The organism is Vibrio sp. SNU_ST1, from assembly GCF_030563405.1.
Lineage (GTDB): Bacteria > Pseudomonadota > Gammaproteobacteria > Enterobacterales > Vibrionaceae > Vibrio.
Window position 1 is genome coordinate 2,967,557 of record NZ_CP130748.1, and the last position, 22,669, is coordinate 2,990,225.

Genomic DNA, 22,669 nt, shown 5'->3' on the forward strand with positions numbered 1-22,669 from the left:
GAAATTACTGTCGCCTGCTCAACTTTAGAGCGAATTTCGAGGAAGGAGTGTTGGGGTAAGCGATGAAATAAAATTTACGCCAGTAACCTACCACTTTAAATGACCTAATAATGAAATACGATTCAGTATTTTTTCAAATTTCTGGCAACAAAAAAGGACACCGAAGTGTCCTTTTTATGTCTAAATAGCGAGAATTACTTCTTGCTAGAAAGAGCACCGAAACGCTTGTTGAAGCGATCAACACGGCCGCCTGTATCTACGATACGTTGCTTACCAGTGTAGAACGGGTGACATTTGTCACATACGTCTAGGTGGATTGATTCTTTTGCTAGCGTTGAGTTGAACTCAAATGTGTTGCCGCAAGAACAAGTTGCAGAAACTGCTTTGTATTCTGGGTGGATACCAACTTTCATGGGAAAACCTCAATTAGGCCGTGTCGCCATCCGATTCTAAGCCGGACACCACACGTAGTTAAAAAATAAATAAAGACACCGCTGTATCACTAAACCGCGATAAAGCCATACCTTTAAGGCGCAGTATAGTAATGAATCTGTGAGGTAGGATCAACTGATTTGATACATTTTTCACCAACACTGTCCTTAAACCTTCTATTAAGCGTTATTTTCTGGCTCCAGTAGCATTCAAGCCTCAAGTAAGCTCTGTCATCTAAACTGCTCCTCGAATTTAACGCCCTTATCCATTAGACTGTTCGCTCTCGTCAACTCAGATAAAGCCGTCCCTTTATGCGTCCAATGATTGCCCGTGTGGCACTGCCTGTTCCACTCGACAAGCAGTTCGATTACAAGATTCCTAGCCACCTATTTCCGATTATTGGCGGTCGAGTCTCTGTGCCTTTTGGACGACAAACCTTAACAGGCATTGTTACGGCTCTGGTTAACGAATCTGAATTCGAGTTAGACAAACTCAAGCCGATTAAAGCCTTACTAGACAACCAACCCGTTTGGCCGGAATCGGTCTACTCACTTTTGGTATGGTGCAGCCAGTTCTATCAGTATCCACTTGGTGAAACCTTGGCCAACGCACTACCAAGCGCCTTACGAAAAGGCAAAGCTGCAGACTTCGCGACGCTTGTTGAATGGCAACTGACCCCATCAGGTAGAGATCAACTGATGCAGGGCTTTGGCCGTGCCGTCAAACAAGCCAAAGTAATGCACATGCTTGAGCACGGCCCAGTTCCCCATCAAGAATTCATCGATGAAGAGGTGGGCAGCGCGGTACTCAAGACACTAGAAGAGAAGGGCTGGATTGAATCGGTAGAGAAAAAGCCAAAACGCCATGCATGGCCTGTTGATCTCGAAAACGATCAAGATAAGCCAAAACTCAATGCAGAACAGGCTATAGCAATAGCGACTGTAAATAGCCAAACCGACTTTGGTTGCTTCTTGCTCGAGGGTGTAACTGGCTCAGGTAAGACCGAAGTCTACCTGAATATGATCAAGCCGATTCTCGACCAAGGAAAACAAGCGTTAGTGTTAGTGCCCGAGATCGGTCTAACCCCTCAAACGATTAACCGCTTTAAGCGACGCTTTAATGTACCAGTTGAGGTTATCCACTCTGGGTTAAACGATTCTGAGCGACTGAATGCTTGGTTATCGGCGCGCGATAAAATAGCGGGCATTGTGATCGGCACTCGTTCAGCTCTGTTCACACCGTTCGCGGATCTGGGCATTATCATTGTCGATGAAGAGCACGACGCCTCTTATAAGCAGCAAGATAGCCTACGCTACCACGCTCGTGATGTTGCCATCATGCGTGCTCATAAAGCGCAGATTCCGGTTGTGTTAGGCTCGGCGACTCCGGCCTTTGAAACGCTGCACAACGCTCAGATCGGTAAATACAGTTACCTCACCCTGACCTCTCGTGCAGGTGTCGCTCTGCCGACCACCAATAAAGTGTTGGACGTTAAGGGTGAATATCTAGAAAGTGGCTTGTCTGCATCGTTAATTGCTGAAATGCAAAGACACCTCAAAGCAGGCAACCAAGTGATGTTGTTTCTCAACCGTCGTGGGTTTTCTCCCGCATTGATGTGTCACGATTGTGGTTGGACAGCGGAATGTAAGCGTTGTGATGCCTACTACACCTACCACCAATACAGCAATGAGATGCGCTGCCACCACTGTGGTTCACAGCAGCATATCGTGCATCATTGCCAAGGTTGTGGTTCAGCAAACTTAGTGACAGTAGGTGTTGGTACCGAACAGTTAGAGGCTCAACTGGGTCAACTATTCCCTGAATACAAAACCATTCGTATTGACCGAGACAGCACTCGCCGCAAAGGTAGTTTAGAAAGCGCGTTAGAGTCGATTCGTAAAGGTGAATACCAAATTCTGATTGGTACACAGATGCTTGCTAAAGGGCACCACTTCCCAGATGTCACACTTGTGGCATTGCTGGATGTTGATGCCTCTTTATATAGCAGTGACTTTCGCGCCTCTGAGCGATTAGCTCAGTTGTTTACTCAAGTCGCAGGTCGAGCAGGACGAGCCAGTAAGCCGGGGGAAGTTATCTTACAAACTCACCATCCAGAACACGGCTTATTACAGGCATTACTGCACAAAAACTATAACCACTTTGCTCAAACTGCATTGGCAGAGCGTAAACAAGCGATGTTGCCACCTTATACCTTCATGACTCTATTTAGAGCGGAAGCCAATGACACTCGCTTAGTGGAAGAGTTTTTGCGTCAAGTGCGCCACACATTGGAATCGCATCCGTTATTTGACCAATATTGTATGGTGCTAGGGCCAACCCCTGCACCACTGGCCAAACGAGCAGGTAAATCGCGCTGGCAGCTTATTTTACAAACACAGACTCGCTCGTTGATGCAAAAGCTATTAATGAGCGCCAAGCCAGCAATCAATATGTTACCCGCTGCGAAAAAAGTCCGTTGGTCACTCGATATTGAGCCGCAAGATCTGAGCTAAACCCACTTGGGTTAAAACTAATGATAAGTTTGTTCACAAATATTTCATATTTCTCGTGAGCAACTTCACACTAGTCATGTGATTTTTGTTAATCTAGCCGTAACTTTACATGGGTGAAACGAATAAAATATTGCAATAAAAAAAGTGTTAGCAACACTTTCACAATATCTATTCGATTACATTTATTATTCATGCCTTAGATACTTAGGCAACAAAGGAATTAAAAAGAGGGTTTAATTTATGGCGACAATGAAGGATGTTGCCCAGCTAGCAGGCGTTTCAACAGCCACGGTATCACGTGCATTGATGAACCCTGAAAAAGTCTCGGTTTCTACTCGTAAGCGAGTTGAGACAGCAGTACTTGAAGCTGGATACTCACCCAATACATTAGCTAGAAACTTACGTCGCAACGAATCAAAAACCATCATCACTATTGTTCCTGATATCTGTGACCCGTATTTCGCAGAGATCATTCGTGGTATCGAAGATGCCGCAGTAGAAAATGACTACCTCGTTTTACTGGGTGATAGCGGCCAACAGAAGAAGCGTGAGTCTTCATTTGTTAACTTAGTATTCACCAAACAAGCTGACGGCATGCTACTACTTGGCACCGACCACCCGTTTGATGTCAGTAAGCCTGAACAAAAAAATTTACCGCCGATGGTGATGGCGTGTGAGTTTGCCCCAGAGCTTGAACTCCCTACCGTACACATCGATAACCTGACCTCAGCATTTGAAGCGGTAAACTACCTAGCTCAGCTAGGTCATAAACGTATTGCGCAAATCTCTGGGCCAGTATCGGCAACGCTTTGTAAGTTCCGTCAACAAGGCTACCAACAAGCGCTACGTCGCGCTGGAGTATCAATGAATCCAGCCTACAGCACTGTCGGTGACTTTACCTTTGAAGCCGGCGCTCAAGCAGTTCGTCAATTACTCGCTCTTCCTGAACAACCTACAGCGATCTTCTGTCATAACGATGCGATGGCCATCGGTGCAATTCAAGAAGCGAAGAAGTTGGGCTTGCGCGTACCTCAAGATCTATCGATTGTCGGCTTCGATGATATCCAGTTTGCTCAATACTGCGATCCGCCGCTAACCACTATTTCTCAGCCTCGTTATGAGATTGGACGCCAAGCAATGCTGATGATGCTCGACGTACTTAAAGGCAACGATGTACAAGCTGGTTCACGCCTGCTTGAAGCTAAATTAGTCGTTCGAGGCAGTACTGCGCCACCTCGAATGTAGTTCTCATAAATACCCTTATAACTCTGCGGCACATTTTGATGTGCCGCTTCCATTTCTGCACTGTTATCCTCGCTCAATCTGGATTACCATGAGGGCAGAATCACCAACTATTGAATTGTCTTGTGGCTAATAGAGATTATGTAAAGCGCGGTCGTGGCACGAAAAAACCGACCAAGAAACAAGCCCCTCGCCGTAAACCATGGCGCAGTGGTCTTTTGGCGATCCTCCTTGCCGGTGGTTTTGGTTACGGACTTTACCTATTGAGTAATGATCCTGAGCCGCCAGCACCGACTCCAGTGGTAACCAAACCAAAGCCTAAGCCGAAACCAACAAAAGTAATTCCGCCGCCTCCAGAGGAGAAATGGGATTACGTTGAAACCTTGCCAAGCCGTGAGATTGAAGTAAAAGCCAAAGAGCAACAGATCTCGAAAATCCCTTACATCATGCAATGTGGCGCTTACAAAACCTCAAGCCAAGCTGAAGCACGTAAGTTGGATATTGCTTTCCAAGGTATCTCAAGCTCAATCCGTAAAAAGGATGGAAGTAGCTGGTATCGTGTGGTTCTAGGACCATACAAGTTGAAGCGTGATGCAGAGCGAGAGCGCCATAAGCTGCAACGAGCGAAAATCGAACCTTGTGCTATTTGGAAAGACACCGAGTAGTTATAGATTTAGCCGCAGAAGCAGAAGCAGAAGCAGAAGCAGAAGCAGAAGCAGAAAAACCAAACACCGAAAGCCTCCCATTGTGGAGGTTTTCTTTTATCCACACCCTTTAGCCAAATTTCCTTACAACTTCCGCCGATAAGTTGCGCGACATCACTCGACCTTCCTTGAATTATCCGAGCACCATCCTCATATACTTTTTATACCCAAAGATAAGAAATATTAAGAGGCCCTACTCGTGACTACCATTGTATCTGTACGTCGTAATAATAAAGTCGTCATCGCGGGTGATGGACAAGTATCTCTAGGCAATACTGTAATGAAGGGCAATGCCCGTAAAGTACGTCGCCTATACAACAACAAAGTACTGGCTGGTTTTGCTGGCGGTACCGCAGATGCTTTCACGCTATTCGAAAAATTTGAAAGCAAGCTACAAATGCACCAAGGCCACCTAACCAAAGCTGCCGTTGAGCTGGCGAAGGATTGGCGTAGCGACCGTGCTCTACGTAAGTTAGAAGCACTGTTAGCAGTAGCGGATGAGACCGCTTCCCTGATCATCACAGGTAACGGTGACGTAGTTCAACCAGAGAACGACCTGATTGCTATCGGTTCGGGCGGTAACTTCGCTCAAGCAGCAGCCACTGCACTATTAGAAAATACAGATTTAGATGCGCGTGAAATCGCAGAAAAGTCGCTGAACATTGCGGGCGATATCTGTGTATTCACCAACCATCACCACACTATTGAAGAACTAGAAAGCACCGTTGAGCTACCAAAGCCAGAGTAACGACCGCTTCCATCAATAACGTTGTATTCAACAGTGATTAAAGAATTAAGGAAAAACCATGTCTGAGATGACTCCTCGCGAAATTGTTCACGAACTCAATCGCCACATTATCGGCCAAGACAACGCTAAGCGCTCAGTAGCTATCGCTCTTCGTAACCGCTGGCGTCGTATGCAGCTTGAAGAAAGCCTACGTGTTGAAGTATCGCCAAAAAACATCCTGATGATTGGCCCAACGGGTGTCGGTAAAACTGAAATTGCTCGCCGTCTAGCTAAACTCGCTAATGCGCCCTTCATCAAAGTAGAAGCGACTAAGTTCACCGAAGTTGGCTACGTTGGTAAAGAGGTTGAGACCATCATCCGTGATCTAACGGACGTTGCGATTAAGATGACACATCAACAAGCGATGGAAAAAGTACAATACCGCGCTGAAGAACAAGCTGAAGAACGTATTCTTGATGCCCTTCTACCACCAGCGCGTGATGCTTGGGGTCATAACGAGCAATCAACTGAAGACACAACATCTTCAAACACTCGCCAGATTTTCCGTAAGAAACTGCGTGAAGGTAAGCTAGACGACAAAGAGATTGAAGTTGATGTAGCGGCGCCACAAATGGGTGTTGAAATCATGTCACCTCCAGGCATGGAAGAGATGACTAACCAGCTACAAGGCATGTTCCAAAATCTCGCTGGCGACACCAAGAAAAAGCGTAAGATGAAAATCAAAGACGCATTCAAAGCACTAACGGAAGAAGAAGCTGCGAAGCTTGTGAACCAGGAAGAGCTAAAAGAGAGCGCGATCTTCAACGCTGAAAACAACGGCATCGTATTCATCGATGAGATCGACAAAATCTGTAAGCGTGGCGACAGCTCTGGTCCAGACGTATCTCGTGAAGGTGTTCAACGTGACCTGCTCCCTCTGATCGAAGGCAGCACAGTATCAACTAAGCACGGTATGGTTAAAACTGACCACATCTTGTTTATTACTTCAGGTGCATTCCAAGTGGCTAAGCCATCTGACCTGATCCCTGAACTGCAAGGTCGCCTGCCAATCCGTGTTGAACTTGAAGCACTATCAGCACATGATTTCAAACGTATTCTTACTGAGCCAAAGGCATCACTGACAGAGCAGTACATTGCCCTGATGAAAACAGAAGATGTCGGCATTGAGTTCACTGAAGATGGCATCAACCAAATTGCTGATGCAGCATGGCGTGTGAACGAAACCACAGAAAACATCGGCGCGCGTCGTCTGCACACAGTCATGGAGCGCCTAATGGATGAGATTTCATTCGACGCAACAGACCGAGCAGGCAGCAAATTGGTGATTGATGAAGCTTACGTAATATCTAAGCTTGGCGAGCTCGTAGAAGACGAAGACCTAAGCCGCTTCATCCTGTAGCACACCAAACTCCAACTTATTGCTCTATCTCAAAGAAATAGCAGCTAATAAGCGAATTCAAGGCCCACTTTCGAGTGGGCTTTTTATTACCCGAAAAATGGGCGTATACTCAAATCACAGTATGAAACGAAGACTTACAAAGAATTAGACCTACGATGAAACAATCTCTACTGATTTGGCTTGATGCCGCACGCCCAAAAACTCTGCCTCTCGCACTTGTCTCTATTCTTACAGGAAGTAGTTTAGCGTTCGCTGGTGGTCATTTTTCTTTATCAATCGCACTATTGGCTTTTTTAACCGCCACTCTATTACAGATTCTGTCGAACTTAGCCAATGACTATGGCGACGCGGTAAAAGGCACAGACAACGAAAACCGTCTAGGGCCAACACGTGCAATGCAATCTGGCGCGGTGACCGCGAAAACCATGAAGCAAGCGATCATCCTCAACATCGTATTTACCATGCTCGCTGGGCTGATTCTTATCTTTCATGCCTTAACCTCGATTGAGAGTATCTTATCTTTCATTGCGTTAGGCGTATTAGCCATTGTTGCAGCCATCGCTTACACCGTCGGCAATAAACCTTATGGTTATATTGGCCTTGGCGACTTATCGGTATTTATCTTCTTCGGTTTGTTAGGCGTTTCAGGGACTTATTTCTTACACACTGGCCATGTTGAACCAAGCCTGTCTCTGCCTGCACTAGGCTGCGGATTGATGGCGGTTGCGGTGCTCAATATCAACAACATGCGTGATATCGAAAACGACAGCGAATGTGGTAAGCGCACCATGGCGGTTCGTCTAGGGCAACGCAAAGCCAAGCACTATCATTTTGCACTGCTTGGGCTCGCCCTTGCCTCTTTCGCTATCTACCTACTGATTCAAGAAAAACCGGTCTGGATCAGCCTGCCGTTTTTACTGAGCATTATTATTGTTTATAAGCACGGTAAGGCCGTTTGGGAAACCGAAAAGCCAGCGCAGATTGCACCAATGATGCCCGTGATAGTGAAATGTTCACTGGTCACTAACCTATTGTTTGCAGGGGTTGTCGTAGCTCAAACTCTATTGAGTTAAATGAGACTAATCATTGCAAAGGGATCAAGCACCGATATACTCAAAGTAAGCTCATTGTTCAAAAGGTATACTAATGGAATACAACACTTCAGCACTGTGCGACATATATTTGGATCAAGTTGATGTCGTGGAGCCAATGTTCAGCAACTTCGGTGGACGTGCATCCTTCGCAGGACAGATCACGACATTAAAGTGTTTTGAAGACAATGCTTTAATTCGCTCCGTATTAGAGCAAGATGGTTTGGGACGTGTGTTGTTAATCGATGGTGGCGGCTCACTGCGTAAAGCGCTGATCGATGCTGAGATTGCCCTACTTGCTGAAGACAATGAGTGGGAAGGTATTGTGGTTTACGGCTGCGTACGCGAAGTCGATGAACTAGAAGACATGAACATTGGTATTCAGGCTTTAGCTTCTATACCTGTAGGTGCGAGCCAAGAAGGTGTCGGCGAATTGGATGTACCTGTCAACTTTGGCAGCGTGACCTTCTTACCGGAAGATTACCTCTATGCAGACAACACTGGCATTATTCTTTCGGCAGAGCCTTTGGATGTAGAACTCGATCTGGATGTTGAAAAAGAAGAGGTCGAGTAACTCACTCAGCTTCAAATAATAAAACAAGCCAAAGAACACAAAGCATAAGAATACAAACGAAAACGCCCGCTACTCAGTAGCGGGCGTTTTTTTAAATCTGAAGAGTCGATTACTCTACATCATCCATTTTACCTAGAAGGTTACGGATGCGATCTTGCCATGCTGAATGCTCTTCCTGCATTTGCTGAGTTTTTTGCTCTAGCTCGTGACGGCTTGCTTTAAGCTCACCAGCTTCTGTTGCTAGTGCTTGTTTCTCTTCTTTAAGCTCTTCCACTTCCATTTGAAGAAGTGCAATTGTATCTACTGCTGTTTGAATTTTTGCTTCTAGCTGCTCTAGTACTTCAAAAGACATTCTGGCCTACCTTTAAGTTATCCGTTTGATGGTGAAGGTTCACTCCACTTATTTCCCCATTCTACTCAGCAGAGCAAGGATAAACACTCAATATATTCGATATTTTGCGCCATTCGATGAAAAAAACAGCGCTTTTTACCGAATATTGACGTGAGTGATTACCGCCACAAGGGCAAACCGATTATTTTGATGAATAATAACTGTTTTCCACTGCGAATTGATCGAGAGCAATCTCCAAAAAACAAAAAAGCAAACGTTTCCTTTGGGATATGGTAAAATTCGCCGCGAAATTTTTATTCCCCCTTTGATAATTTTGGAGTCCGCATGAAACGCGATTTAGCAATGTCATTCTCTCGTGTCACAGAAGGTGCAGCACTCGCTGGTTACAAGTGGCTTGGTCGTGGCGATAAAAACGCTGCAGATGGCGCTGCTGTAGAAGTAATGCGTAGCCTACTAAACAAAACCGAAATTAGCGGTGAGATTGTTATCGGCGAAGGCGAAATCGATGATGCGCCTATGCTATACATCGGTGAAAACGTCGGTGTGGGCGGCGATGCTGTCGATATCGCCGTAGACCCAATTGAAGGGACACGCATGACAGCAATGGGCCAATCAAATGCATTGGCGGTACTTGCTGCAGGCGAAAAAGGCAGCTTCCTTAAAGCGCCTGATATGTATATGGAAAAACTAGTTGTTGGCCCTGGCGCTAAAGGCGTAATTGACCTAGAACTGCCACTAACAGAAAACCTAGAAAACATCGCTAAAGCGTTAGGTAAAACACTCGATACCCTAGTCGTAACCACACTTGCTAAGCCTCGCCACGATCAAGTCATTGCCGACATGCAAGCTATGGGCGTTCGTGTATTTGCCGTGCCAGACGGTGATGTTGCAGCTTCTATCCTAACGTGTATGCCAGACAGCGAAGTAGACGTCATGTACTGCATCGGCGGCGCGCCTGAGGGTGTCGTTTCTGCTGCGGTAATTCGCGCACTCGACGGTGACATGCACGCTCGTCTTCTTCCTCGTCATGAAGTAAAAGGCGATACAGAAGAGAACCGCAAGCACGGTGAGCTTGAACTAGAGCGTTGTGCAGAAATGGGCGTAACAGCGGGCATCGTCTTAAAGATGGAAGACATGGCACGCAGCGATAATGTTGTGTTCTCGGCAACAGGTATTACTAAGGGTGATCTTCTAGAGGGCATCACTCGCACAGGCAATATCGCAACCACAGAAACTCTGCTTATCCGTGGTCGCTGTCGTACGATTCGCCGCATCAAATCTATCCACTACCTAGAGCGTAAAGACCCAGAAGTAATCGGTCACATCCTGTAGACCTAAACTAGGTTCAACAGAACATTCGAAGGCTGATACCAAGTATCAGCCTTTTGTTTTATTAGTGCACCAGAATCTCACCATTTGCTGTCGCTAGAGTAAAACGCTGTCTATATAGTAAATCCCCATCAATATAGTAAATGGTTTGCTTTATAAACACCTTGCCTCATAATAGTAAGGTTGATGAGGTAGGGATAGTATGAAAACAAGCGACAAAATCTTACAGACCATTAAGCGTCAAGGCGCGGTAACCGCGAAACAACTGTCAGAAGAATTTGGCATGACGACAATGGGTGCAAGGCAACACCTGCAAAGCCTGGAAGATGACGGTATTCTTACGTTTCATGATGTGAAAGTAAAAGTGGGCCGCCCGACTCGCCACTGGTCCCTGACTCAACAAGGCCATAGCCAGTTTTCAGACCGACATGGTGAACTCATCATTCAAGTGATTGATGCCGTTGAAAGCCTATTTGGTAAAGAAGGGTTAGCTAAGGTTGCTGCCGAGCGTGAACAACACACACTCAAGCAATATCAAACCGCACTGTCTGACTGTGATTCGCTCATGAGTAAGCTTGAAAAACTCACACAGCTTCGTGAAGACGAAGGCTACATGGCTGAACTTCAAGAGCATGATGAGCACTACATCTTAATTGAGAACCACTGCCCCATCTGTAAAGCAGCAACTCGTTGCCCTAGCCTATGCCAATCTGAACTCAATGTTTTCACTGAACTGCTCAAAAATGAGTGTCATGTAAGCCGCACTGAACACATTATTGCCGGTGAGAGACGCTGTACTTATACCTTAACGCCCACGCCTTTATCGTAATACCAAGTGCTAAGGGCTAGTCCCAACCCACCGATTCCGTCTCAATATTGAGAAAACGAGAATAGACTGAAATTTGTACAGATTTATTTCTTAAGCTTAAAGCATATGAAACACGCTTAATGCTAAGGAAGGAATCATGGCACAGCCACAGCCAAATCAAAAACTGCCCCCCTTTGATGAACTGGTCCAACTCGCCAAAAGCGATCCGAAAGCATTCAATCAATTCAAACACGAAATGTGCGAGCAGATGATTTGTTCGGCCTCGGAAACTATGCAAGACAGGCTACGCGCTCAGCAAAGTCACATCGATTTGGTGGTCGGTCGCTGTAAAAATCCACATCATGTTAATGTCGTGCTCATGCAAGAGCTTCGCTGTCAGGTCTGTAAATTCCAAGATGCTCTCGAAGGTCGCTGCAGTTTTGAAGAACCTCAACCTGAAAATGTCGTGCCTTTCAGGCCAAATACAGAACCAAAAATGTACTAACCGTTGAAATGCATTAGCGACAAAAACACATTAAAAGAAAAATGCCTTTAAAAAAGAAAAAGGGAGCAAAATGCTCCCTTCTTACTGATGAATCATCCAATCTTTAAACTGGATCTTCACCGTAATCATTACGACCTTCTGTGCCTTTCAACAAACCACACTCAATCAGAATCCATAAGCCACACACTAACGCTGCAACGGTCGCAACCATATGGATTGGCGATACCGGCTCAGTGGTAGTCGCAGCCATTGGCGAAGCCAAACGACCCAGTACTAGGGGCACATTTAGTAGTAACCAGTAATTCGACTTATTGCGATCGTGCCAGCGCTTAGCGGTGACCGCAAGATCTGGGATCACTAGCAACAATAGGAATACTGGTAGCAGGATGTAAGAATAAGCAGGGAACAACACAGAGATACCAGAAGCAAAACCAGTAATCGCTATGTAGTAGAAAATATTCCAAATCCAGTAAGTCTTACGACCAATTCTCCCTTTGAAAGAGAGCAGTAAATCTTTCATCGACATCTTAAAACACTCAAAAATTAATACGCTACCAAAAAGTTAGCAGCAAATAGTTAGTGAATCACTTTTAGTTAGTTGATTATTTTTAGCTAGTTAATCACTTTCTGAAAGCAACTTTTATCCATATCCCGTATGTTGACCGTTAGGCTACGGATATGGCTTGCCTGTTCTTGTAAGGTTTGCATTAACAAACGCGACAATTCTCTTTTCTGTTCTTCAGTACGTCCAGAAAGTAACTCGAAGCTAATATGAACAAAATCTACATTGTCCTCTTCATCACCGACCAACCAGTTATGACAGCGCAGTGAACGAGACTTCACAGAAGGTACATCAAACAAACCACAGTTTAATGTAACTTGATGAAGGTCTTCCAGTAAACCTTGGATATTCACTCGCTCATCCACTGAATTTGAGTACTCTAGAACTAGATTCGGCATTATTACTTCCTATTGTTAACGCAATCGTTTGTCCCTTAATAGCAACTAACGATGAAAAATCCGAGAAGTTAGCTATTATTCTGTCTGCCGGATCACTGATATTTGCTCAAAATCTACTCTGACCATTGAGTAAGATCCAAGAAAGTCATGACCACAGTCATGATCTGTTGATATTATTCTGTTATATTATTTCGTAATAAAGTTTACTTTTTTACATTCGATTTATTTAAATACTTTGGAGATATTCCTATGCGTCATCCTGTAGTTATGGGTAACTGGAAACTAAACGGCAGCAAAGAAATGGTTGTTGATCTACTAAACGGTCTTAACGCTGAACTTGAAGGCGTAACAGGCGTAGACGTAGCAGTTGCTCCACCAGCACTTTTCGTTGATCTTGCTGAGCGTACGCTTACTGAAGCGGGCAGCGCTATCATCCTAGGTGCTCAAAACTCTGACCTAAACAACAGCGGTGCATTCACTGGCGACATGTCTCCAGCAATGCTTAAAGAGTTCGGCGCATCTCACATCATCATCGGTCACTCTGAGCGTCGTGAATACCACGCTGAGTCTGACGAATTCGTTGCTAAAAAATTCGCATTCCTAAAAGAGAACGGCCTAACTCCAGTTCTTTGTATCGGTGAATCTGAAGCACAAAACGAAGCAGGCGAAACTGTAGCTGTATGTGCTCGTCAACTTGACGCTGTTATCAACACTCAAGGTGTTGAAGCTCTTGAAGGCGCTATCATCGCTTACGAACCAATCTGGGCTATCGGTACTGGTAAAGCAGCTACAGCTGAAGATGCACAACGCATCCACGCTCAAATCCGTGCACACATCGCAGAGAAATCTGAAGACGTTGCTAAGAAAGTTGTTATCCAATACGGCGGTTCTGTTAAGCCAGAAAACGCAGCAGCTTACTTCGCACAACCAGACATCGACGGTGCTCTAGTTGGCGGTGCAGCACTTGACGCGAAAAGCTTCGCAGCTATCGCTAAAGCAGCAGCTGAAGCAAAAGCTTAATTTAAACTTCACCGTTTAGATTAGATGAAAGGTCAACTTAGGTTGGCCTTTTTTGTGCCTGCCGTTTGTGAAAACTCAAACGAAAGGCACAAAAAAACCGCTGAACAATCAACGGTTTTTAATATTTTTTAAGCGAGCACTAAGCTTGGCTTAGAATAACTCTTCTGCAACGCGGAACAACTCAGAACGGTCTGGATTCTTCATGTTCTCGATGCAGTCGATGATATCGTGGTGAACAAGAGCTTCTTTCTCGATACCAACACAACGACCACCTTGGCCTTCTTGAAGAAGGTGAACAGCGTAGTTGCCCATACGAGAAGCTAATACACGGTCAAATGCAGTAGGACGACCACCGCGTTGAATGTGACCAAGAACGGTTGCGCGAGTCTCACGACCTGTGGCCGTTTCAATCTCTTTAGCCAATTCGTTCGCGTCCATCATTAGCTCAGTTAGAGCGATAATTGCGTGCTTCTTGCCTTTCGCAATACCATCTTGGATATTGCTGATTAGCTGATCTTTATCTAGGCCAGTCTCAGGTGTAATGATGTACTCACAACCACCCGCGATTGCTGACATAAGCGTAAGGTCACCACAGTGACGGCCCATGATTTCAACAATAGAAATACGTTGGTGAGAAGAAGACGTATCACGTAGACGGTCGATTGAATCAATAACAGTGTTAAGCGCAGTTAGGTAACCGATAGTGTAATCAGTACCCGCGATATCATTATCGATTGTGCCTGGAAGACCGATACATGGGTAACCCATCTCAGTCAGTTTCTTAGCGCCCATGTAAGAACCGTCACCACCGATAACAACAAGAGCTTCGATACCGTGCTTCTTAAGGTTCTCGATGCCTTTCTCACGAACAGCTACGTCTTTGAACTCAGGGAAACGTGCAGAACCTAAGAAAGTACCACCACGGTTGATCACGTCAGATACGCTTGAACGGTCAAGCTTTTCGATACGGTCTTCCACAAGGCCTTGGTAGCCGTCGTAAATACCGTAAACTTCAATGCCAACTGATAGCGCAGTACGAACTACACCGCGAACTGCTGCGTTCATGCCTGGAGCGTCACCACCACTGGTCAAAACACCGATCTTCTTAATCATGCTCACCCTCGATTTTTGGGAATCTATTATTCAATTCTTGTTCTTGCTGATTGTATATCAACAAGATTTTAAATCTATATTTGTACGTTATGTTACATTTCCTCAACAGGAATAGCACTTAAATCACGTAAAATTATGTAACATTTCTACTTCTGTAAGAGTATTACAGTTTTACTCAATAACTTTGTTGATTCACATCAGAATCAACATTAATTGTTACTAAGGTGATTTTTGAATCACCTTTGAGTTAGCAATTTTTACTCACTCTAGTTCAAAAGCCACTCACTTGCCATTTGCAGCCTGATTTTTAGACGCATTACCATGAGTGAAATTTCTGCTGCTTCTCTGGTCCAAATACGACCGAATATGGGTCTTGATGAATTAATACATCAGCATCAGGGAACACTGAAATAAGCTTGTCCTCTACTTCGTCAGAAATGCGGTGTGCTTCAATCAGTGGGATATTATCTTCGAGTTCTAAATGCAATTGAATGAAACGAACAGGCCCAGAACGGCGCGTTCTTAGTTGATGTACACCAAGTACCCCTTCCACACTCAACGATGCCTCTTTAATTTGCTTGAGCTCTTCATCGGGTAGCTTGTGATCAAGTAGAGATTGCACCGCTTCCATCGCCATTTGATAAGCACTGTAAAGAATGTAGATGCCGATACCAATCGCGAATACCGAATCTGCTTGACCGATACCAAACCAGCTCAGTGCTAGCGCCAGCATAATCGCCGCATTCATATAGAGGTCAGATTGATAATGCAGTGAGTCAGCCGCAATTGCTTGGCTACCCGTTTTGCTCACAACATGCTTTTGGAATCGAACCAAACCGAAGGTCATGACCATTGCGAACAAGCTGACATAAATACCAATTTCAGGAGAGTTCAGCTCATGCGGTCGGAAGAAACGTTCAATACCGTTAAGAATAAGGAAACAAGCAGAACCAGAAATAAACATCGCTTGTGCTAATGCAGCAAGAGATTCGGCCTTGCCATGACCAAAGGTATGTTCTTTATCAGCTGGCTGCAGAGAGTAACGAACCACCACAAGGTTGACGACAGAAGCGGCGATATCCAACAGTGAGTCAACAACAGAAGCTAATAAACTGACTGAGCCTGTCACCCACCACGCCGCAACCTTCACAACCAATAATATGGTGGCAATGATGGTGGCAGCCCAAGCGGCGAGCGTAACTAAACGTGCGTATTCTTGTTTCATAAATTGGCTATAAAGTGACTGATAGCACAAAGTATAACCCGCAAAACACCGATTGAATATGACAGCTAGGATCTAATACATTCATTTTAAAGATCAAAAAAAGCGGCACTAGGCCGCTTCTTTCTAAACACTTTCAATCAATCCAGCGTTATCAAACCATGAATTACTTATCTTTGTTCATGCGTTTTTCCATTTTGTCCGCACATTTAGCCATGCGATCTTGCTGGATTTCTTTCAGTTGAGTCTTCTGTTCAGGTGTTAGTACGCTCATCATTTGGTGTTGCTTCTTCAGCATGGTTAAACGACGCTCTGTTTGCTTCTCTACCATTTGGCTTGCGAGGTCGTTTGCCGCCGCTTCATCAAAAGTATCGGCTAGAACTAAATCTTGAACTTTCTCGTGGTGCGCTTTCATCTGCGCCATCTTGTCCGCTTTATTACCTGAATGTTTTGCTTTCATCTCAGCACGGTTCGCTTCACGCATCTCTTTTAGCTCTGCTTTTTGAGCATCCGTCAGATCCAGTTGACGCATCACTTTTTTGTCAAAGCCGCCACACTTGCCGTGCATACCTTTGTGGTCACCTTTATCGCCACCGCCATATGCGAACGCGCTTGCTGTACCTAACATAAGGGGAAGTGCCGCAGCTACTAGTACAAGTTTCTTAGTCATTTTCATAATTTTTGCCTCAATTCGGTATAATCAGTCATGTGTTGCGTTTGTTTTCAGCGCTTAGATATAGATTAGCCTTTCCCTCGTAAAGCGACGTTTAGAAAGCGTAAAGAATCGTAAAGAGTGAAAGTTAACGAATAATTAGCAGTATTATTAACCTATAAACAACGATTAAGGCTTCCCAATGGCGAACATTCTTCTTATTGATGACGACACCGAGTTAACCGGCTTACTTAAAGACATACTGAGCTTTGAGGGATTCACCGTTTCCGAAGCCAACGACGGCTATGCGGGGCTGGAAGCTATCAATGATGAGATAGATTTGATTCTTTTGGACGTGATGATGCCGCGCCTTAACGGTATGGAAACGCTAAAGAAACTAAGAGAAAATTGGGAAACACCAGTACTGATGCTGACAGCTAAAGGTGAAGAGATCGACCGTGTTATTGGCCTTGAGCTTGGCGCAGATGATTACTTACCAAAGCCTTTCAGTGACCGAGAGCTGCTCGCTCGGATTCGTGCCATCTTACGTAGAACGCAGATCAACACCGCACCTAAAGCAGCCACTGATAAGGTTCAATATCAAGACATTGAAGTTTTTCCAGGTAAACAAGAAGCTTATTGTAATGGCCAGCTTATCGATCTTACCACCACAGAGTTTGCTTTGCTGAGTCACCTAATCCAGAACCCGGGGCAAGTGATCACCAAAGAAGCGTTGAGTTTGGATGTACTGGGCAAAAGGCTTGCAGCATTTGACCGTGCGATAGACATGCACATATCCAACCTGCGTAAAAAAATTCCAGAACGCAGTGACGGTAAATCTCGCATCAAGACATTACGAGGCCGTGGCTACTTATTGGTAGAGGAAGATTAATGCGTATCCCTAAAATCACCAGCTTATATGGACGTATCTTTGCTATCTTTTGGTTCACCATGTTACTGGTGCTTTTGTCGGTACTGTCACTTCCCCATTTAGACCCCAGAGTGGCGCGCGATGTGCCCGCCGATCATCTCGATAAACTCGAACGTATCGCTAAATTCACAGAGAAACGCTACGCCAAAGAACCTAACCTGGGAAAAATAGTGTTCCAACTTGAGGCACCGCGTAGCCGTAAGGATTCTCGTGCTCGTATTTACCTAACCGACCTTGAGGGCGCAGTCCTTACGTCGAAAAGGCACTCAAATTACAAACTTAAAGCCATTCGCAACTTTGTTACCTCGATAGATAACCCTGAAATACCCAAGCAAAAGTTATACGGACATTACATGGTAGCAGGGCCGGTCCCTATCACACTCGCTGGAGAAGAATTACTGATGTATGCCGGAGTAAAATGGAACCAACCCCCTCCATTTTTGCTGCGCTTATTTGATAAACCTTTACAGCTATTGCTTGCGGTAATGCTAGCAAGTACCCCACTGCTATTATGGTTAGCTTGGGCATTGAGCCAACCTGCCCGTAGGCTTGAACGCGCAGCACAACGTGTGGCTAAAGGCCAATTCGAGGTGGATCCAACACTCGAAAAAGGCACCTCAGAGTTCAGACAAGCGGGTGAGAGCTTTAACCAGATGGTAGAAGCGGTTAATCAGATGATTTCGGGGCAACAACGCCTACTTTCTGATATCTCACACGAGCTACGATCGCCATTGACCCGCCTACGCATGGCGAATGCACTGGCGATTCGTAAACAAGGGGAGAGCCAAGAATTAGAGCGTATTGATACTGAAGCACAGCGTTTAGAGCAGATGATCAGTGAGCTACTGACGCTATCACGCATGCAGGTCGACAGCCATATAACTCGAGAGGTTCAGCCTATTTCGAGCTTATGGGAAGAGATCTTAAAAGATGCAGAATTTGAAGCTGAACAGATGGGTAAATTACTGACGTTTTCGGAGATCCCAGACCGTTCTATTTCGGGTAATCCTAAGCTACTGATGAGTGCCTTGGACAATATTACGCGCAATGCTATCTACTACGGTAAAGACCAAGTCGATGTACAATTCCATGTTGTCCAAGATCAGCTGACGATTTGCGTCAATGATAATGGTGATGGTGTACCGGAGGATGAACTGGATTCTATCTTTAGACCTTTCTATCGAGTTTCAACAGCACGCGACCGAAATTCCGGCGGTACAGGGCTTGGCCTAACCATTACAGAGAGTGCGATTCGTCAACACAGTGGAACCATCACTGCAAGTCGTAGCCAGCTCGGTGGATTACAACTCAAAATCACCCTGCCTATCCTGCCAGTGTAATACCCCCACAAAGATCACAGTTGATAATGATTTCCATTATCATTATGGTAAGTCCTTTAATTAAGGAGGATTTACCATGTCACACTCTTTTCCTGCTCTACCCTACGCCTACGACGCCCTAGAACCTTACATTGACGCTAAGACGATGGAAGTGCATTACAGCAAGCACCATAGAACCTACTACGATAAGTTTGTTGCGGCAATTTCTGGCAGTGAACTTGAGCAGCAATCTCTGACCGAGATCTTCGCTAACATCTCTCAGCACAGCCCTGCCGTTCGCAACAATGGCGGCGGTTATTACAACCATATTTTATATTGGAACTGCATGGCTCAAGATGGCGGGGGTGAACCGGCAGGTCAACTTGGCGACGCGATCCAAAGTACTTTTGGAAATTTCGAGACGTTCCAAGATCAGTTCGCTCAAGCGGCAATCAATACCTTCGGTTCAGGCTTTGCTTGGTTGGTAGTAGAAGAAGGACAACTGAAAATCATCTCGACCTCAAACCAAGACAACCCGTGGATGGATACCATCGCCAGCAACGGTGAGCCTATTCTTGCACTGGATGTCTGGGAACACGCCTACTACATCAGCTACCAAAACCGTCGCCCTGATTACATCAACGCATGGTGGAACGTGGTGAATTGGAATGCGGTTTCTGAAAACTACGCACAAGCACTCGCGAATAAAGCGTAAGCTAATGGTGGTGAACTGTACTCACTCAGCTTGCCACCGTATACTCTGGCTATCTTTGATTATTCTTGTGAACCAACATGTTTGATATCGCTCTATACGAACCTGAAATTGCGCCCAATACGGGTAACATCATCCGCCTATGTGCTAACTGCGGCGCAAACCTGCACCTGATTGAACCGCTTGGCTTTGATTTTGAAGAGAAGAAAGTTCGTCGTGCTGGCTTGGATTACCACGACCTAGCGCGTGTTAAGCGTCACAAGAACCTAGAAGCCTTTCTTGAGTATCTAGAGAATGAACGCGAAGGTGACTTCCGCATCTTCGCTTGCACGACCAAAACTACGGGTCACCACGTGGATGCGAAATTCCAACAAGGTGATGTGTTGATGTTTGGCCCTGAAACACGCGGTCTGCCTGCTGAGTTCATCGAAAGTATGCCAATGGAGCAACGTATTCGTATCCCAATGATGCCAGATGCACGTAGCCTAAACCTGTCTAACGCGGTTGCTATTATTGCATTCGAAGCGTGGCGACAAATGGGCTTTGAAGGCGCGGTATAATACCAATCTCAGTAAATAACCGCTCACACGGCCTGTTACCTGTTCCTGCTAACAATAGTAAATAGCTAACACGCAATAAAAAAGGCTCTTACCGTTATCTCTTTCTTGCGAAGAATAAAGGTAAGAGCCTTTTCTGTTTCTGGTCTTTTATCTTTCTATATAAAAGAAAGTGTAAAGCGGCGGGGTTAGTTTAAGCGATTACGATCGTTGTCGTCGTCTTTCTTCTCAAATTCACCCTCAAAGGTGTTGCCGTCTTTTGATTGATCTGATGGGTCGCGATTGAATGGGTCTTGTCCAAATGGACTCTGGCCAAAACCAGCTTGGCCACCCGCATGAAAGCCGCCAGACATATTGCTAACCACCATTTTTTCCATCATTTTCTTGGCAATCATGGCTCTTGGTGCAGGCAGCAATACCAACATACCGAGTGCGTCCGTCATAAAGCCAGGAGTCAGCAGCAATACACCTGCAACCGCCAGCATCACGCCTTCAAGAATCTGTTGTGCCGGCATTTCACCTTGTTGCAGTCGACCTTGCACAGACATAAGTGTCTGAATGCCTTGGCTACGAACAAGCGATGCACCAACAAATGCAGTAATCAAAACCAACGCAATAGTTGGCCACAATCCTAAGAAGCCACCAACTTGAATAAATAGCCCAATCTCAATGATGGGTACGAAGATAAATAGTAATAATAAGATAGGAAACACACGCCCTCCTTTGTTACATCCAGTTTACGCTGAAAGCCCTATCAATCTCAAATTTATCCTGTAAATAAGCGTGTTTATTGACCGAGAATAACTTTGCAAAATATTGACGAAACAAAACCGAAAAAGGTGATCAACTTAATATTTTTATGCGCTAAGTACAGTATTATGTGCCACATAAGTCAGGACGGATTTATCAGCCCAATATTCTAGCGAACGGAGTATTTGCACACAGAATAGGCTAATAACTAACTATATAATCAGAATAATTCTCTAAGGATCCTGTTATGGCTAATCTATCAGAAGCTCAAGTTGAAGCTCCTCAAGCTACTCGTCTCGAAGAAGATCTACTAGGTCAACGTCATGTTCCGGCTGATGCTTACTACGGCATCCACACTCTACGCGCAGTTGAAAACTTCAACATCTCAAATGTAACGATCTCAGATGTACCTGAATTCGTTCGCGGCATGGTGATGACAAAGAAAGCAGCGGCTTTAGCAAACAAAGAGTTAGGTGTAATCCCAAGCGAAGTAGCTAAATACATCATCGAAGCTTGTGACCTCATTCTAGACACTGGTAAGTGCATGGATCAGTTCCCATCGGATGTATTCCAAGGTGGTGCTGGTACTTCTGTAAACATGAATGCTAACGAAGTAGTGGCAAACGTGGCTCTTGAACTTATGGGCAAAGAAAAAGGCCAATATGAGTTCATCAACCCAAATGACCATGTAAACCGCAGCCAATCAACTAACTGTGCTTACCCAACGGGTTTCCGTATCTCAGTTTACAACAGCGTTCGTAAACTGATTGACGCTATCGAATACCTAAAAGGTGCATTCGAGCTTAAGAGCCAAGAATTCAACACAATCCTGAAGATGGGTCGTACTCAACTTCAAGATGCAGTACCTATGACGGTTGGCCAAGAGTTCCACGCTTGGGCTGTAACCATCAACGAAGAAATCAAAAACCTAGAATACACTTCAAAGCTACTGCTTGAAGTTAACCTAGGCGCAACGGCTATCGGTACAGGTCTGAACGCAGCACCGGGTTACCAAGGCTTAGCAGTTAAACACCTAGCGGAAGTAACTGGCCTAGAGTGTGTCGCGGCTGAAGATCTTATCGAAGCAACATCTGACTGTGGCGCATACGTAATGACGCACGGTGCACTTAAGCGCCTAGCGGTTAAACTGTCTAAGATTTGTAACGACTTACGTCTACTCTCTTCAGGCCCACGCACTGGCTTCAACGAGCTAAACCTACCTGAACTGCAAGCGGGTTCTTCAATCATGCCAGCTAAAGTAAACCCAGTTGTACCTGAAGTAGTAAACCAAGTTTGCTTTAAAGTTCTAGGTAACGACAACACGGTTTCTTTCGCAGCAGAAGGCGGTCAGCTTCAACTGAACGTAATGGAACCTGTTATCGCACAAAGCATGTTTGAGTCTCTAGACATTCTAACAAACGCATGTGTGAACCTACGCGACAAGTGTGTAGACGGCATTACTGTGAACAAAGAAGTGTGTGAATCTCACGTATTTAACTCTATCGGTATCGTCACTTACCTGAACCCATACATTGGCCACCACGAGGGTGATGTTGTTGGTAAGATCTGTGCTGAAACAGGTAAAAGCGTTCGTGATGTGGTTCTAGAGCGCGGGTTATTAACCGAAGAAGAACTTGATGACATTTTCTCTGTTGAAAATTTGATGCATCCTCAGTATAAAGCAAAACGCTACGAATAACGTTAGCGAAAAAGGGCTCCAAACGGAGCCCTTTTTT

The 22,669-nt window shown here is 45.1% G+C and carries 24 protein-coding genes; 16 read left to right on the top strand and 8 right to left on the bottom strand.

All coding sequences use genetic code 11. The annotated features are described in order from the left end of the window. Positions 1-194: 194 nt before the first annotated feature. Positions 195-413 carry a 50S ribosomal protein L31 gene (rpmE, locus tag Q5H80_RS13185; RefSeq protein ID WP_009848884.1) on the bottom strand — a complete coding sequence of 73 codons (219 nt, stop codon included), beginning with the start codon at positions 411-413 and terminating at the stop codon, positions 195-197. A gap of 330 nt (positions 414-743) precedes the next feature. On the opposite strand from rpmE, the gene priA reads away from it, so the two are divergent. The 7 genes from priA (at position 744) to rraA (ending at position 8,703) form a co-directional block, all read left to right on the top strand. Continuing rightward, entirely contained in the window at positions 744-2,945 is a 2,202-nt protein-coding gene (gene priA / locus Q5H80_RS13190; RefSeq protein WP_304565425.1) for a primosomal protein N', read from the top strand. 240 nt (positions 2,946-3,185) lie between these two features. Then, positions 3,186-4,190, top strand: a complete 1,005-nt coding sequence (gene cytR, locus Q5H80_RS13195) for a DNA-binding transcriptional regulator CytR (RefSeq protein ID WP_086048605.1) — start codon at positions 3,186-3,188, stop codon at positions 4,188-4,190. A gap of 122 nt (positions 4,191-4,312) precedes the next feature. Then, positions 4,313-4,852, top strand: a complete 540-nt coding sequence (locus tag Q5H80_RS13200) for an SPOR domain-containing protein (RefSeq protein WP_304565428.1) — start codon at positions 4,313-4,315, stop codon at positions 4,850-4,852. A 238-nt stretch (positions 4,853-5,090) separates the two neighbouring features. Then, positions 5,091-5,639 (top strand): ATP-dependent protease subunit HslV, encoded by a 549-nt coding sequence (gene hslV, locus Q5H80_RS13205; protein WP_004729692.1) that lies wholly within the window; start codon positions 5,091-5,093, stop codon positions 5,637-5,639. A 58-nt stretch (positions 5,640-5,697) separates the two neighbouring features. Continuing rightward, positions 5,698-7,038 carry an HslU--HslV peptidase ATPase subunit gene (gene hslU, locus Q5H80_RS13210; protein WP_304565436.1) on the top strand — a complete coding sequence of 447 codons (1,341 nt, stop codon included), beginning with the start codon at positions 5,698-5,700 and terminating at the stop codon, positions 7,036-7,038. A gap of 155 nt (positions 7,039-7,193) precedes the next feature. After that, positions 7,194-8,111, top strand: a complete 918-nt coding sequence (locus tag Q5H80_RS13215; protein WP_304565438.1) for a 1,4-dihydroxy-2-naphthoate polyprenyltransferase — start codon at positions 7,194-7,196, stop codon at positions 8,109-8,111. 73 nt (positions 8,112-8,184) lie between these two features. Further along, positions 8,185-8,703 carry a ribonuclease E activity regulator RraA gene (rraA, locus tag Q5H80_RS13220; protein ID WP_304565440.1) on the top strand — a complete coding sequence of 173 codons (519 nt, stop codon included), beginning with the start codon at positions 8,185-8,187 and terminating at the stop codon, positions 8,701-8,703. Positions 8,704-8,812: 109 nt separating this feature from the next. Here the strand turns inward: rraA and zapB are convergent, their stop codons facing one another. Continuing rightward, on the bottom strand, positions 8,813-9,055 hold the full coding sequence (gene zapB / locus Q5H80_RS13225) for a cell division protein ZapB (RefSeq protein ID WP_009848877.1): 243 nt from the start codon (positions 9,053-9,055) through the stop codon (positions 8,813-8,815). Between the two features lie 324 nt (positions 9,056-9,379). Between zapB and glpX the strand changes: the two genes are divergently transcribed. The 3 genes from glpX (at position 9,380) to Q5H80_RS13240 (ending at position 11,697) form a co-directional block, all read left to right on the top strand. Continuing rightward, positions 9,380-10,387, top strand: a complete 1,008-nt coding sequence (glpX, locus tag Q5H80_RS13230) for a class II fructose-bisphosphatase (protein WP_009848876.1) — start codon at positions 9,380-9,382, stop codon at positions 10,385-10,387. Between the two features lie 199 nt (positions 10,388-10,586). Continuing rightward, complete coding sequence (locus Q5H80_RS13235; RefSeq protein ID WP_304565443.1) at positions 10,587-11,213, top strand: metalloregulator ArsR/SmtB family transcription factor; 627 nt, start codon at positions 10,587-10,589, stop codon at positions 11,211-11,213. A gap of 136 nt (positions 11,214-11,349) precedes the next feature. Further along, the gene (locus Q5H80_RS13240; protein WP_304565445.1) at positions 11,350-11,697 is read left to right on the top strand and encodes a DUF3135 domain-containing protein; all 348 of its coding nucleotides are present in this window, start codon (positions 11,350-11,352) and stop codon (positions 11,695-11,697) included. 103 nt (positions 11,698-11,800) lie between these two features. Here the strand turns inward: Q5H80_RS13240 and Q5H80_RS13245 are convergent, their stop codons facing one another. Together Q5H80_RS13245 and Q5H80_RS13250 are read right to left on the bottom strand one after the other, a co-directional pair. Continuing rightward, positions 11,801-12,223, bottom strand: a complete 423-nt coding sequence (locus Q5H80_RS13245) for a DUF805 domain-containing protein (protein WP_009848873.1) — start codon at positions 12,221-12,223, stop codon at positions 11,801-11,803. Between the two features lie 86 nt (positions 12,224-12,309). Beyond that, positions 12,310-12,657: a 5-carboxymethyl-2-hydroxymuconate Delta-isomerase gene (locus Q5H80_RS13250; protein ID WP_004729703.1), complete on the bottom strand. Its 348-nt coding sequence runs from the start codon at positions 12,655-12,657 to the stop codon at positions 12,310-12,312. Between the two features lie 249 nt (positions 12,658-12,906). Between Q5H80_RS13250 and tpiA the strand changes: the two genes are divergently transcribed. Then, entirely contained in the window at positions 12,907-13,677 is a 771-nt protein-coding gene (tpiA, locus tag Q5H80_RS13255) for a triose-phosphate isomerase (RefSeq protein WP_012604968.1), read from the top strand. 150 nt (positions 13,678-13,827) lie between these two features. On the opposite strand, the gene pfkA is transcribed toward tpiA, so the two are convergent. From pfkA to Q5H80_RS13270, 3 genes are all read right to left on the bottom strand, one after another. Further along, entirely contained in the window at positions 13,828-14,790 is a 963-nt protein-coding gene (gene pfkA, locus Q5H80_RS13260) for a 6-phosphofructokinase (protein ID WP_304565455.1), read from the bottom strand. A gap of 316 nt (positions 14,791-15,106) precedes the next feature. After that, positions 15,107-16,015, bottom strand: coding sequence for a CDF family cation-efflux transporter FieF (gene fieF / locus Q5H80_RS13265; protein ID WP_304565457.1), 909 nt, complete (start codon positions 16,013-16,015; stop codon positions 15,107-15,109). A 163-nt stretch (positions 16,016-16,178) separates the two neighbouring features. Beyond that, on the bottom strand, positions 16,179-16,688 hold the full coding sequence (locus Q5H80_RS13270) for a CpxP family protein (RefSeq protein WP_012604971.1): 510 nt from the start codon (positions 16,686-16,688) through the stop codon (positions 16,179-16,181). Positions 16,689-16,866: 178 nt separating this feature from the next. Between Q5H80_RS13270 and Q5H80_RS13275 the strand changes: the two genes are divergently transcribed. The 4 genes from Q5H80_RS13275 (at position 16,867) to trmL (ending at position 20,186) form a co-directional block, all read left to right on the top strand. Then, positions 16,867-17,556, top strand: a complete 690-nt coding sequence (locus tag Q5H80_RS13275) for a response regulator (RefSeq protein WP_304565459.1) — start codon at positions 16,867-16,869, stop codon at positions 17,554-17,556. Further along, a complete protein-coding gene (gene cpxA, locus Q5H80_RS13280) occupies positions 17,556-18,935 on the top strand; it encodes an envelope stress sensor histidine kinase CpxA (protein ID WP_304565460.1) in 1,380 nt (459 codons plus the stop codon). Before Q5H80_RS13275 ends, cpxA begins: the two co-directional genes overlap by 1 nt. A gap of 76 nt (positions 18,936-19,011) precedes the next feature. Then, the gene (locus tag Q5H80_RS13285; RefSeq protein WP_304565462.1) at positions 19,012-19,629 is read left to right on the top strand and encodes a superoxide dismutase; all 618 of its coding nucleotides are present in this window, start codon (positions 19,012-19,014) and stop codon (positions 19,627-19,629) included. Between the two features lie 77 nt (positions 19,630-19,706). Then, positions 19,707-20,186, top strand: a complete 480-nt coding sequence (gene trmL, locus Q5H80_RS13290; RefSeq protein WP_009844716.1) for a tRNA (uridine(34)/cytosine(34)/5-carboxymethylaminomethyluridine(34)-2'-O)-methyltransferase TrmL — start codon at positions 19,707-19,709, stop codon at positions 20,184-20,186. Between the two features lie 185 nt (positions 20,187-20,371). Here the strand turns inward: trmL and Q5H80_RS13295 are convergent, their stop codons facing one another. Beyond that, entirely contained in the window at positions 20,372-20,896 is a 525-nt protein-coding gene (locus tag Q5H80_RS13295; RefSeq protein WP_017077583.1) for an FxsA family protein, read from the bottom strand. 284 nt (positions 20,897-21,180) lie between these two features. Between Q5H80_RS13295 and aspA the strand changes: the two genes are divergently transcribed. Beyond that, positions 21,181-22,632 carry an aspartate ammonia-lyase gene (gene aspA, locus Q5H80_RS13300; RefSeq protein WP_009844714.1) on the top strand — a complete coding sequence of 484 codons (1,452 nt, stop codon included), beginning with the start codon at positions 21,181-21,183 and terminating at the stop codon, positions 22,630-22,632. The last annotated feature ends 37 nt before the right edge of the window (positions 22,633-22,669 follow it).

What these genes read in the sequence shown, in the direction of transcription:
- Q5H80_RS13245 (WP_009848873.1), bottom strand. Translation starts at nt 12,223, where the DNA reads ATGTCGATGAAAGATTTACTGCTCTCTTTCAAAGGGAGAATTGGTCGT.
- Q5H80_RS13285 (WP_304565462.1), top strand. Translation starts at nt 19,012, where the DNA reads ATGTCACACTCTTTTCCTGCTCTACCCTACGCCTACGACGCCCTAGAA.
- Q5H80_RS13215 (WP_304565438.1), top strand. Translation starts at nt 7,194, where the DNA reads ATGAAACAATCTCTACTGATTTGGCTTGATGCCGCACGCCCAAAAACT.
- cpxA (WP_304565460.1), top strand. Translation starts at nt 17,556, where the DNA reads ATGCGTATCCCTAAAATCACCAGCTTATATGGACGTATCTTTGCTATC.
- cytR (WP_086048605.1), top strand. Translation starts at nt 3,186, where the DNA reads ATGGCGACAATGAAGGATGTTGCCCAGCTAGCAGGCGTTTCAACAGCC.
- tpiA (WP_012604968.1), top strand. Translation starts at nt 12,907, where the DNA reads ATGCGTCATCCTGTAGTTATGGGTAACTGGAAACTAAACGGCAGCAAA.
- fieF (WP_304565457.1), bottom strand. Translation starts at nt 16,015, where the DNA reads ATGAAACAAGAATACGCACGTTTAGTTACGCTCGCCGCTTGGGCTGCC.
- Q5H80_RS13250 (WP_004729703.1), bottom strand. Translation starts at nt 12,657, where the DNA reads ATGCCGAATCTAGTTCTAGAGTACTCAAATTCAGTGGATGAGCGAGTG.
- Q5H80_RS13235 (WP_304565443.1), top strand. Translation starts at nt 10,587, where the DNA reads ATGAAAACAAGCGACAAAATCTTACAGACCATTAAGCGTCAAGGCGCG.
- pfkA (WP_304565455.1), bottom strand. Translation starts at nt 14,790, where the DNA reads ATGATTAAGAAGATCGGTGTTTTGACCAGTGGTGGTGACGCTCCAGGC.
- trmL (WP_009844716.1), top strand. Translation starts at nt 19,707, where the DNA reads ATGTTTGATATCGCTCTATACGAACCTGAAATTGCGCCCAATACGGGT.
- zapB (WP_009848877.1), bottom strand. Translation starts at nt 9,055, where the DNA reads ATGTCTTTTGAAGTACTAGAGCAGCTAGAAGCAAAAATTCAAACAGCA.
- rraA (WP_304565440.1), top strand. Translation starts at nt 8,185, where the DNA reads ATGGAATACAACACTTCAGCACTGTGCGACATATATTTGGATCAAGTT.
- Q5H80_RS13275 (WP_304565459.1), top strand. Translation starts at nt 16,867, where the DNA reads ATGGCGAACATTCTTCTTATTGATGACGACACCGAGTTAACCGGCTTA.
- Q5H80_RS13240 (WP_304565445.1), top strand. Translation starts at nt 11,350, where the DNA reads ATGGCACAGCCACAGCCAAATCAAAAACTGCCCCCCTTTGATGAACTG.
- hslU (WP_304565436.1), top strand. Translation starts at nt 5,698, where the DNA reads ATGTCTGAGATGACTCCTCGCGAAATTGTTCACGAACTCAATCGCCAC.
- glpX (WP_009848876.1), top strand. Translation starts at nt 9,380, where the DNA reads ATGAAACGCGATTTAGCAATGTCATTCTCTCGTGTCACAGAAGGTGCA.
- aspA (WP_009844714.1), top strand. Translation starts at nt 21,181, where the DNA reads ATGGCTAATCTATCAGAAGCTCAAGTTGAAGCTCCTCAAGCTACTCGT.
- rpmE (WP_009848884.1), bottom strand. Translation starts at nt 413, where the DNA reads ATGAAAGTTGGTATCCACCCAGAATACAAAGCAGTTTCTGCAACTTGT.
- Q5H80_RS13270 (WP_012604971.1), bottom strand. Translation starts at nt 16,688, where the DNA reads ATGAAAATGACTAAGAAACTTGTACTAGTAGCTGCGGCACTTCCCCTT.
- priA (WP_304565425.1), top strand. Translation starts at nt 744, where the DNA reads ATGCGTCCAATGATTGCCCGTGTGGCACTGCCTGTTCCACTCGACAAG.